The 10,846-nt window shown below is 44.0% G+C and carries 9 protein-coding genes and 1 other RNA gene; 3 read left to right on the top strand and 7 right to left on the bottom strand.

Annotated features, from left to right (window positions below; genetic code table 11):
* Positions 1–144: 144 nt before the first annotated feature.
* Together RH46_RS16620 and RH46_RS16615 are read right to left on the bottom strand one after the other, a co-directional pair.
* Positions 145–498, bottom strand: a complete 354-nt coding sequence (locus RH46_RS16620) for an RnfH family protein (RefSeq protein WP_006880676.1) — start codon at positions 496–498, stop codon at positions 145–147.
* Positions 488–931, bottom strand: a complete 444-nt coding sequence (locus RH46_RS16615) for an SRPBCC family protein (protein WP_006880675.1) — start codon at positions 929–931, stop codon at positions 488–490. The genes RH46_RS16620 and RH46_RS16615 overlap by 11 nt, the downstream gene beginning before the upstream one ends.
* A gap of 118 nt (positions 932–1,049) precedes the next feature.
* Between RH46_RS16615 and smpB the strand changes: the two genes are divergently transcribed.
* The 3 genes from smpB (at position 1,050) to RH46_RS16605 (ending at position 3,373) form a co-directional block, all read left to right on the top strand.
* Positions 1,050–1,535 (top strand): SsrA-binding protein SmpB, encoded by a 486-nt coding sequence (gene smpB, locus RH46_RS16610; protein WP_006880674.1) that lies wholly within the window; start codon positions 1,050–1,052, stop codon positions 1,533–1,535.
* A 67-nt stretch (positions 1,536–1,602) separates the two neighbouring features.
* Positions 1,603–1,969, top strand: a transfer-messenger RNA (tmRNA) gene (gene ssrA, locus RH46_RS21880).
* 165 nt (positions 1,970–2,134) lie between these two features.
* A complete protein-coding gene (locus tag RH46_RS16605; protein WP_006880673.1) occupies positions 2,135–3,373 on the top strand; it encodes an integrase domain-containing protein in 1,239 nt (412 codons plus the stop codon).
* A 463-nt stretch (positions 3,374–3,836) separates the two neighbouring features.
* Here RH46_RS16605 and RH46_RS16600 read toward each other — a convergent pair whose 3' ends face one another.
* From RH46_RS16600 to RH46_RS16580, 5 genes are all read right to left on the bottom strand, one after another.
* Positions 3,837–4,958 (bottom strand): restriction endonuclease subunit S, encoded by a 1,122-nt coding sequence (locus RH46_RS16600; RefSeq protein WP_006880672.1) that lies wholly within the window; start codon positions 4,956–4,958, stop codon positions 3,837–3,839.
* A 2-nt stretch (positions 4,959–4,960) separates the two neighbouring features.
* Complete coding sequence (locus tag RH46_RS16595; protein WP_006880671.1) at positions 4,961–6,523, bottom strand: class I SAM-dependent DNA methyltransferase; 1,563 nt, start codon at positions 6,521–6,523, stop codon at positions 4,961–4,963.
* Positions 6,524–6,540: 17 nt separating this feature from the next.
* Positions 6,541–9,156 carry an EcoAI/FtnUII family type I restriction enzme subunit R gene (hsdR, locus tag RH46_RS16590; protein ID WP_006880670.1) on the bottom strand — a complete coding sequence of 872 codons (2,616 nt, stop codon included), beginning with the start codon at positions 9,154–9,156 and terminating at the stop codon, positions 6,541–6,543.
* Entirely contained in the window at positions 9,149–9,784 is a 636-nt protein-coding gene (locus RH46_RS16585; RefSeq protein ID WP_006880669.1) for a hypothetical protein, read from the bottom strand. The genes hsdR and RH46_RS16585 overlap by 8 nt, the downstream gene beginning before the upstream one ends.
* 450 nt (positions 9,785–10,234) lie before the next feature.
* A complete protein-coding gene (locus RH46_RS16580; protein ID WP_006880668.1) occupies positions 10,235–10,801 on the bottom strand; it encodes a recombinase family protein in 567 nt (188 codons plus the stop codon).
* Positions 10,802–10,846 lie beyond the last annotated feature (45 nt).

The raw sequence follows: 10,846 nt of genomic DNA, 5'->3' as shown, positions 1-10,846 counted from the left end.
TATTTTAGACGTAAGTTCCCAACAAAAAGCTCTGGTTCAGATACCTACTCAGCATCTATAACGTGCACCTCTCGAAGGGCGCAGCCCGTTCTAAATTCTCGTAGGACGAAGTCCGTTCTCGAAGCGCAGCGTTCTATAACGCTCCTACCCTTCTTTCCTCAACGGATTTTTCTTTCCACCCGTAACAGGATCCGCATTACCAGCGGCTTTAGCCTGCTCTGCTCTTTTACGACGAATCTCTTTTGGATCGGCTAACAACGGGCGATAAATCTCAATACGGTCTTTATCATGCACGGTCGCATCAAGTTTAACGTTACGGCTGAACACGCCAACCTTGTTCTTCTTCAGGTCGATCTCAGGATAAAGCTCCAGCACACCAGACTGCACAATAATCTCTTCAACCGTCATGGTTTTATTAACCACCAGCGTAAATACACGCTGTTCCTGAGGCAGCGCGTACACCACCTCAACATGAATCATGTCTGACTCAATACTCATAAGCTACGTAAACCTGTTTTGCACGCTTGGTAAATGCGTTGACCATATTATTAGTCAGCTCGTTAAACACTTTGCCAAACGCCATTTCAATCATCTTGCTTGAAAACTCAAATTCCAGCTTTAGCTCAACCTTACACGCCTGGTCATCTAATGGGGTAAAGAACCAACCGCCTTTCAGCGTCTTAAACGGACCATCAACCAGATTCATGATGATCGCTTCGCCATTAACTAACTCATTCGAAGTCGTGAACGTTTTACTAATCCCTGCCTTTGCAACATCAACAGAAGCGACCATCGCGTCTGAGCTCGATTCAATCACACGTGAACCCGAACACCCAGGCAAAAACTCCGGGTAGCTCGCAACATCGTTCACCAGATTGAACATCTGTTCTGCACTAAACGATACCAACGCAGAACGGCTGACTTGCTTCATATTGACTCCTCATAACATCCGCCTGAACCTCAAGCATGATGCAATTTTACTTTTATTTGCACTAAGCGCAAATAAAGGGATTTCCTAAGTGAAAACCTAGCCGTATAATGCAGCCATTATGGCAAAGAAAAAATCTAAACAAAAAGCGGGTAGCAATACCATCGCTGTCAACAAGAAAGCTCGCCACGAATATTTTATCGACGATGAAATTGAAGCCGGCATGGAGCTACAAGGCTGGGAAGTTAAGTCACTTCGTCAGGGCAAAGCTAACATCGCAGAAAGCTACGTCTTTATGCGTGACGGTGAAGCCTTTGTCAGTGGCATGACCATTACTCCACTAAACCAGGCATCAACACACATCGTTGCTAACCCGACACGTGTACGTAAGTTGCTGCTGAGTCGTCGCGAACTCGACAACCTACTTGGTCGAATCAACCGTGAAGGTATGACACTGGCTGCGCTATCTCTTTACTGGTCGCGCTCTTGGGTCAAGATGAAAATCGGTGTCGCCAAAGGTAAGAAACTGCACGACAAACGTACTGATCTTAAAGAAAAAGATTGGGCTCGTGAAAAAGCACGAGTTATGAAGAGCTCACTGCGCTAATATTGAGCACTTAAACGCACAAGTCTAGACAGGTTATACTTTTCTGGTACTATGCGAAGAACACTTTGGGGCTGATTTAGGATTCGACAGGAATTTTGCAGTCTGAGGTGCATGCCGTGGGGCGGTTGGCCACGTAAAAAGCCGCAAAAAAATAGTCGCAAACGACGAAAACTACGCACTAGCAGCTTAATAACCTGCTCAGAGCTCTCTCGCCCTAGCTTCCGCACGTAAGACGGGGACCAACGAGAGATCAAACCCAAACGCGCTAGCCCGGATTCTCCCGCCTGAGAGATGAACGGCGAATTATAATTCAGGATAGTCATTTACTAGCGTGTCGGTTCGCAGGTACTTGGTGAATTTAAAGATCGACTAAGCATGTAGTACCAATGATGAATGGTTTTTGGACGCGGGTTCAACTCCCGCCAGCTCCACCAATTCAATGAATTAAGACGTCCTAGGGCGTCTTTTTTTATGTCCGCATCAAAGTAAAATCAATCACTTAGCTTCCTCTGGCGTTTTTTAACATCCAATGGCTTCTTTGCATTATGGGTACATCCGTGGGTACACTACCTAAAGTTCGTTAATTTGGTGTACCCATAATGGCAAAAACTACAACTAGACTGACCGACAAGGAAATCAAAGCAGCCAAACCACAAGAGAAGGAATACAACCTTTTTGATGGTGATGGCCTTCGCTTAAGAGTGAAACCGAACGGCTCCAAGCATTGGATTTTAAACTACTACCGCCCCAATAGCCGAAAGCGTGCTAATTTGAGCCTAGGAAGATACCCAGATCTTCCCTTAGCAAAAGCACGCAAAACGACAATGGAAGCCAAAGAACTTCTAGCAGAGGGTATCGACCCACAAGAAAAGCGTAAGCAGGAACAGCAAGAGCACAAGGCTATCCACCAGCACACTTTCTTCAATGTCGCTAACGAATGGTTTGAAATCAAAAAAGGGGATGTGACCGCAGATTACGCCGTTGATATCTGGCGCTCTCTAGAGCTGCACATTTTTGCTCGCTTAGGCGAAATGCCAGTAAGAGAAATCACAGCACCGCAAGTAATTGAGCTATTGAAACCTATCGAAGCAAAAGGCAGCTTGGAAACCGTAAAACGACTAGCTCAACGTCTTAATGAGATCATGAATTTTGCCACGAACTGTGGTCTCGTCCATGCAAACCCGCTGACAGGCATTAAAGCCGCCTTCAAAAAGCCTAAGAAAGAGAACATGGCCGCGCTTACTCCGACTGAGCTTCCTGAACTCATGTCAGCCATAGCTAACGCCAGCATCAAACGCACCACCCGATGCTTGATTGAGTGGCAATTACACACCATCACACGTCCTAGTGAAGCTTCCGGAGCTCGTTGGGATGAAATTGATCTAGATGAGAAGGTGTGGGTAATTCCAGCGGAAAGAATGAAAAAACGCAGGGAGCATCGTATCCCTTTAACAGAGCAATCACTTAAACTGCTGGAAGTCATGAAGCCAATTAGCGGCAATCGTGTTTATATCTTCCCTTCTGACCGCGACCCGAAAAAACCATGTAATAGCCAGACTGCGAATATGGCTTTGAAGCGAATGGGGTTCGCAGGAAGGCTAGTTAGCCACGGTTTACGCTCTCTTGCCAGTACAACGCTCAATGAGCAGGGATTTGAAGCTGATTTAATTGAAGCAGCTTTAGCTCACGTTGATGACAACCAAGTGCGTAGTGCTTACAACCGTACCGATTACTTGGTGCGCAGGAGGCCCATGATGTACTGGTGGAGTGGGCATATAGAAGAGGCTGCCAAGGGTAATCTTTCGGTTTACGGAACAAAGCAACTAAAAGTTATCTAAATAGAAATGACTCACCTGTAACTATCAACATAGGGGCTACATTCTTCATGGTGTGATTCAGCCCTGGTAAACCGAGAAAAGTTGGAGGGTTATTAGTTTCGGTTCATTAGTATGAGTATTTAGTGCAAGCAGCTCCAAGCTTGTTCGCAGCTTGCACTAAATTTTTTAGGTCACGTGAAGTCAGCTAGGGTATTTGAGTTAGCCAGCCTCCATAACAAGTTACTTCAGCTGTACCTTAATTAACCCGCCAATATTCATACTCGCGCACTTCAGCCAATTCGCTCCGCTCAAAGTCTACACTCACAAAAGTTACCAATAAACCACTCCGTCGCTCCTACCCGGCTGCATCCTGCAATACTGGCCCAGATAGAGTCTGGTCAAGCTGCGGATCGTGTTAGAAAAGCCTGTGGGCAGCAACCAATAGTGAACTGGCTCTACTCCAAAGTGGGAGCAGGCATAGCCATTAAACCAGCTTTCCTTTAATAGCTTTATCCAGGATTGCAGGTACTAGGGCTTCTAACTCAAGCCTATTTGACTCTTGCACTTGCTTGATCTGCTCGACCCCATCTAACAGTTGGCTGAACCACAACTGTGTATCGAAATCGGGAATCGGCACCTCAATTTTTTCTAACCTTTTTATCGCAAGTGTCCGGTTGCGATCAGCGCTTCCTGGTGAGGCCGCTTGTACCTTCGCAATCCCCTGATTTGATAACAAATAGAAACTTAAAAACTTAGCTGTTGTAACACCAGGCTTTGGAAGACAAGTCAAATAACGGTGCGAGCCTACACGACCATGATCTTTTGGTCCCGCAGCAGCAATTGCACCTTCCCATGCTTTGATATTGCTTATTACTAAATCACCATCATGAACGGCATACAATTTTTGCCAATCCAGCTCAAAACCATTTAGAGTAGGCTTGTGAAAAATGCCCTTCCCAAATGATCTGGCTCCTAACTCAGGATATTCTCCATCAATATCAATCTCGACCTTCCTACGAACTACCGGAGCTACATCTTCCATTTTCTGGTAATCAGCACCTTCTATTACTTTTTGAAAAACGCTCTGTAGAAAAGCATTTGATTCCATGATTAGACTGTGCCTTAAAGACTTTACCTCATTAACTTTTGCAAGAGCTTCATCTATTTTTGATACCGCTTCTATTTGATTTTCCAAAGTGGGTAGATACAACTCTACTTCAGCAATGTCTTTAACCTTAAGAGATACATTAGATGTCCCCTTCATTAGCGGAACAAGCACATGATCCTTGGATGATTGCAACAAGTAGTATAAATACTTTGGGTAGCACAACTCTAAATTGTTGGGAATCAAAGCAACCATGATGTTTGCAAGAGCAAACTTACCACTTTGATAGTGAACCCTGTGAATTGCTGCGTTTCCATGTCCAGTAGAAGACACCAGAGGAATGCACACAGCTTCCACATCGAACTGAAAGTCATTAGAAGACCTTCTAAAGTCAGCCGTAACAACTAGTGGGTACTCACCTGGTTCCGTTTTTAACGTAGGTGAGTTTCCTTTAACTAGGTCACAAAAATCTCTTATTTTCCACTTTCTACTTAAAGCCATATTCAACTACCTAGAGTGTTGTTAAGGTCACTAAGAATTCCCAGAATAGACTTTTCTTTTTCCATTATTCCTTTAAGTAAAACAGAAGGCTCTTCATGTTCTAAAGCCTCTAAGCTACGTGGATTTCGAATATCCAAATCAACCGTTGATAATGAGCCTTTTTCATCGAACTGAACAATATCGGATGAGCTCACCTTCCAGGCACAACCATTCTCAGTTCGACTATGCCACCAATCAAGACAATCTGAGAACTCACTGTAATCCAAGGGGTTTGTTTTGGTATATTTTCTACGGCCTTCAGGGGTAGATACTTCATAGTACCAAATATCTTTCGTAGGACCGCTTCGATCAAAAAATAGCAAGTTCGCGGGAATATCTGTATATGGTGAAAAAACTCCTTCAGGTAAGCGGACGATTGTATGTAAGTTGAAGTTTTTCAATAACTCTTCTTTGATACGAGCACCAACACCATCACAAAACAAAGTTCCATTCGGCACAACAACCGCCGCACGGCCGCCAGCGTCTGAACCTTGCCCTGGTCTTTTCAGTTTGCGCATAATGAGTTGCAAAAACAAAAGCGCGGTTTCCGCGGTTTGCATGTCATCTGGGAAGTTCCCCAATATTCCTTTCTCTTCCTCGCCACCAAACGGAGGGTTAGTTAGGATCACATCAACACGGTCTTTGTCACCCATTTCTCGTAGTGGAAAGCGCAGACTGTTGCCCGAGTCAATCTGAGGGTATTCAAGTCCATGCAATAACAAATTCATCTGAACAAGGAGATATGGAAGAGGTTTTGGCTCACCACCAAATATGCTCGAACCTTGTAACATCGCACGATCTTCTACAGTCTCACACTGACCTTCTAGGTAAGATAGTGCTTCAACTAAGAAGCCTCCGGTTCCACATGCAGGGTCTAGCACGCTTTCGCCCAACTTAGGTTTAGTGACTTCGACCATGAAACGAACTACTGGTCGTGGTGTGTAGAACTCACCAGAGTCCCCAGCCGCATCACGCATCTCACGTAACATAGTTTCGTACAAGCGGCTAAGAGTATGCATTTCCTCAGAAGAGTTAAAATGGATACCATTAACTTTATCAATCACATCGCGTAATAGATAACCATTGAGCATCCTATTATGTAGACCGCTAAAAACTGTTGCTATTACGTCACGGCGATCCATTTTCCCATTTTCACCTTGAAGTTCTTTTAGGTAAGCGAACAATCCCGCACCTTCTGTCCCATCAGGTCTAACGGTCGAATCATTATTTACGAAGGAGATCAACTCATCACCAGTGATACTGCCCTCCTTTGCTGCCCAGTCCCGCCAACGGTAAGGGGCATCTATGGCCGGTTTGAAGTCCTTACCCTCTACTAATGCCTTTGTTTCTCTGAGGTTTTCCAGATCGTCAAGGAACTTGAGGAACATTACCCAAGTAAGTACAGGTAGCCTATCCAGATCACCATTAAGACCTTTGTCCTTACGCATGATCTGACGCGCACTTTTTACGATAGAGCCCAATTGTTGAGCTGTTGTCATTGGCTTTTCAGTCTTTTTTTTAGTCATTCGTTACTACCAGTTTCTTATGAGTGGTAGAGCAGAGATTGCATCTGGTCTACCGCGCTTTTCATCTCTCTTGGTCCACCAAATCGACTCGCAATTTCTATCAAATTACCAAAGTCCGAAATTGGTGGAACATCAACCACTTCTGCAAGGTTAAACTGCGTTGGGCCATACTCTCGGTACTTGTTTAAAAGCGCTTCGAGTACCTCTTTAGCCTGAGGGCCATATCTGTCAAAGAAATCAGGGTTCTGCTTGCGTAGATATTCAGCACGCTCAAGCCTAGTTCTCAATGGGGCATCAAACGCTAAATGACATAGCAAGTCAAATGGGTCTGCGTCCGGCTTTCCAACCTCTTCGCTAATGTGTTGAAAATCTATCCCTTTAGAGGCCAGAGTCGCAATTATATCTTCGCGCTTAACAGGATCAGCCCAGCTATCACGAAGTTCATCGGGGGATGAAAACAGAGTCCTTACGTTTTCTGCTGTGTAGTCAGTAAACTGAACAGCCTTTAGCTGCTTTCCACTTGCGTCAAACTCATACACAACATGAGCAGAGATACTAACACTGCCACCGTCAACATAATAACGAACTGACTCAGTAGCAGGGCTATCTTCTCCTGAGCCAGTCTCTTTTCCTTCTGTCGGTGTATTATGTTCATCACCACCACTCTCTTCAGGTAAGTCATCGTCACCTTGAGGTAACTCATTACCTTCATCATCAATTATGGTGTCCTCTTCAATGTCAGGGAAGCCATCAAAGGTTGGATCGGCAAAGTTTTGAGTAGCGGAGCCTGTATAGTCCAAAATACTAAACCAAAGCTTACCGTAATCTTCACGCAACCTAGTTCCTCTTCCTATTATCTGTTTGAACTCACTCATAGAGTTAACAACCCGAACTAAAATGACGTTCTTACAAGTCGGCGCATCAACTCCCGTCGTCAGCAGTTGCGAAGTCGTTAAGATAACTGGACTCGTTGTTTCTAACTCTTGGAATCGACTAAGGTGGCCTTTACCAATTTTCTTTTCATCTGAAGTTACGCGAGCAACATAGTCGGGATACTTTTTGACTAAGTCCTTATTTAAGTTACTTAAAGCCCGACGCATTTCATCGGCATGAGGTTGGTCTACACAGAAAACGATAGTTTTTGCGAACCTGTCGGTCCGTTTAAGAAAATCAGTAATATGCTTAGCGATAACCTCAGTTCGAGCCTTCAAGACGACTCTGCGCTCAAAATCTTTTGTTCCATACTCTCCGTCTGGAATTTCACGACCGTAACGATCTAGCTCTCCCTTCGTAGGTCTCCATCCCGTCGCGTCTACCTGAGTAATAATGCGGTGAACTCTATACGGTGCGAGAAAGCCATCTTCAATGCCTTGTGCAAGACTGTATGTGTAAAGAGGATCTTCAAAGTAGCTATATGTATCCCGGTTGTCCTCACGAAGTGGCGTTGCTGTCATTCCAACTTGATAAGCAGGCTTAAAGTATTCAAGAATATCTCTCCAGTTACTGTCATCTTTGGCACTACCACGATGGCACTCGTCAACAATAATTAGATCAAAGAAATCAGGAGAAAACTTCGTATATAAGCCAGGTCGATTCTTATCCTTAGCAATAGATTGATAAATTGCGAAGTACATTTCACGACTTTTGGTGATTTTACCTCCTTCGATCTTGTATCGAGCGTCTCCAAATGGGGAGAAGGTCTTATCTTTTGGATCATCGACAAGCACATTCCGGTCAGCCAAGAACAAGATTCTTGGCTTGCGGTACTCACCTGAAGCGTTCCATCTTGAATTCCATAGTTTCCAACAGATTTGGAAGGCAACTACTGTCTTTCCCGTTCCAGTTGCCATCGTGATCAAGTTGCGTTTCTTACCCTGCAAGATAGAAAGCACAGTACGGTTGATAGCAATCTGTTGGTAGTATCTAGGTGAAAATCCGCCAGGTGCATGATGGTAAGCAGTTAGGAGCCTATCAGATGCTTCTGTATCTATGCCTTCTCCACTAGTTAGACGGGCTATCAGCTCTTCTGGAGTAGGGTATTCATTAATGATTTGTTCAACACCCGTGAGAAAGTCAAACTCTAATATCTCATGGCCATTAGTAGCATAAGCAAATTTAAGCCCCAGAATTTCAGCGTAAGTCTTAGCTTGTTGCATACCTTTACCAACAGGAGCTGATTCCGGCTTAGCCTCAACCACCGCAATAGGAAAGTCTCGGTTGTAATTAAGCAGGTAATCGGCCCGATACTTTTCCCCGCGTGAGGTTTTATCACCTCTAACAGTAATCCGTCCATCGGTTAGTTGGTGCTGCTCCTTTATTTGATGTGGGGCTTCATCCCATCCAGCATCTACAAGTTTAGGTGTCACATGTTTTCGACAAGTATCAGCTTCGTTGAGCTTTTCTTGTTGAGACTCAGTACTTTTGTTAGGCCAAGGGATTTCTTCAATTCGTTTGAAAATGCGTCGATTTCCACCACTTGTTGAATCTTTACAAACTTCAAAGGCAAAGCAAGGATCAGGTTCTAACGTTGTCTTAAGTTCCAAAATAGTACGTGGTTTTGGCGGTTGAGGACGGCGAGGCATGCTTGAAACCTTAGGAGCAGTTGGATCTTGGTCATCGTTTTTATTAGTCATTGCTCAATAGTTCCTGTTTGTTGGGCACCAACTCCGTTGGTAACTTAGGTTCAATGATTGGTGTCGAAATTTGTTGAATAACAATTGGCTTCCTTGGCGATGATGCGTCAAGATCTGCAACAATAAACAAAGCACTTGCAACCACAAAAAAGCCCACTGAGGGCAGTGAAAATCTATAAAAGTGGTTCATCTTAGTGAGGCGTGCTTCATTCACCTTGCTATTCTGGGATGAAATATCTGCGAAGCTACCGAGCAAATAATCCAACATGTCATTATCAATCGACCCATTTTCTCCAGTCTCCGCATAGTGATGTTCTAAATCTTGACGGTATACCTCCACATCCGTTAGAACTGGTAAGTAACCATAATGATTACCCCAAAATGCTCGACTTAACACCCACACTGAACAACAAAATGGAATTAACGCCAGGCTGAGGCAACCTAAAAAAAGCCAGACGAGAGTCGGTGATTCAGTAAAGTCCAGCATCCTAAGCATATATGCAGATAACGCAACACCCGTTGCAACAAAAGCAAAGCGTACTTGCGCTTGTGCTGTTATACGATCCTTACGCTCCAGCTCATGAAAATAGAGTTCTTTATAGAACTGAAGTAGTTCCTTTTTGTTCAATGGTGATTCCTTTAACTAACACAACTCACCGTAACTTAATCAAATGTTAGTCAACTAAATTCACAATGAATCACTGTTTCAGCTATGGTCAATTATGGGGTGAGCAATATAAACTGGCTTGTTCACACGAGCATAAGCTCTAAGTTTCTAGCCCTACCTTGGTAGGTTCTGAAGCTTACCACCAACTAAGCTGGGGGTAGGTACCAAGTCTTTGAAAAGTTTACGAGATTGTTTATATATATCCAAGCGTAAAACGCACAACTATTGTATTAGATCAGTTTGGAAATAGACGGAGCTTTCTACGTTAGCTTCGTGATTAAAAGTCAACACGATCAACTCTGTTCTAAATTGATACAAATAGCACCTACGAGTGTTTTCATTACTTTTGGTACCATAGTGATACTGAAACACATAATCGGGATAAATGAGTTAGCTTGCCCACAAGTAAACTCACTTATTCCAATGCCTTTTGACAGTCGCTATACCTAAACCGAGGGTCAGCGCAACTTTTGACTGCGACAACCCCTCAGCCTTCTTTGCCTGAACAGAATACGTGGTGGAATGAGCTGCTGGTCTTCCAAGTTTTTTACCCTCGGCTTTGGCTCGCTCTAAACCTTCCTTAGTCCTTTCCCTAATTCGATTTCGCTCAAATTCAGCAAAGGCAGAAAACATTTGCAGCATCAATTTACCTTCGGCGCTGGACAAGTCTGCAACAGGTAGGTCTAAGCAAACAACTTTTATCCCCCTGTCACCTAGCATGGTAATCGTCTTTTGGACATCGATGTTGTCGCGCCCCAATCGGTCTAGTTTCAAAACCACCAGCATATCGCCAGATTCAAGCTGATGCTCCACCAGCATTTTGAATTTGTCTCGCTTCATCGCTTCAACCGAGCCAGATACCGTTTCAGATACGACTCGTGATTCAATAATCTCATACCCTCGCTGCCGAATTGCAATTATCTGGTTTTCTGTAGACTGCTCCGTTGTCGATACTCGGCAATATGAAAAAATCCTCATTACTATTTCCCTTGTTCAAATTTGGCATCAAATAACCTAGCATCA

The organism is Vibrio brasiliensis LMG 20546 (assembly GCF_000189255.1).
GTDB classification, from domain to species: Bacteria; Pseudomonadota; Gammaproteobacteria; order Enterobacterales; family Vibrionaceae; genus Vibrio; species Vibrio brasiliensis.
This window is presented reverse-complemented; position numbering and strand designations above follow the sequence as displayed.

Coding starts and splice junctions, on each gene's coding strand:
- RH46_RS16620 (WP_006880676.1), bottom strand. CDS start 498: ATGAGTATTGAGTCAGACATGATTCATGTTGAGGTGGTGTACGCGCTG.
- RH46_RS16615 (WP_006880675.1), bottom strand. CDS start 931: ATGAAGCAAGTCAGCCGTTCTGCGTTGGTATCGTTTAGTGCAGAACAG.
- smpB (WP_006880674.1), top strand. CDS start 1,050: ATGGCAAAGAAAAAATCTAAACAAAAAGCGGGTAGCAATACCATCGCT.
- RH46_RS16605 (WP_006880673.1), top strand. CDS start 2,135: ATGGCAAAAACTACAACTAGACTGACCGACAAGGAAATCAAAGCAGCC.
- RH46_RS16600 (WP_006880672.1), bottom strand. CDS start 4,958: ATGGCTTTAAGTAGAAAGTGGAAAATAAGAGATTTTTGTGACCTAGTT.
- RH46_RS16595 (WP_006880671.1), bottom strand. CDS start 6,523: ATGACTAAAAAAAAGACTGAAAAGCCAATGACAACAGCTCAACAATTG.
- hsdR (WP_006880670.1), bottom strand. CDS start 9,156: ATGACTAATAAAAACGATGACCAAGATCCAACTGCTCCTAAGGTTTCA.
- RH46_RS16580 (WP_006880668.1), bottom strand. CDS start 10,801: ATGAGGATTTTTTCATATTGCCGAGTATCGACAACGGAGCAGTCTACA.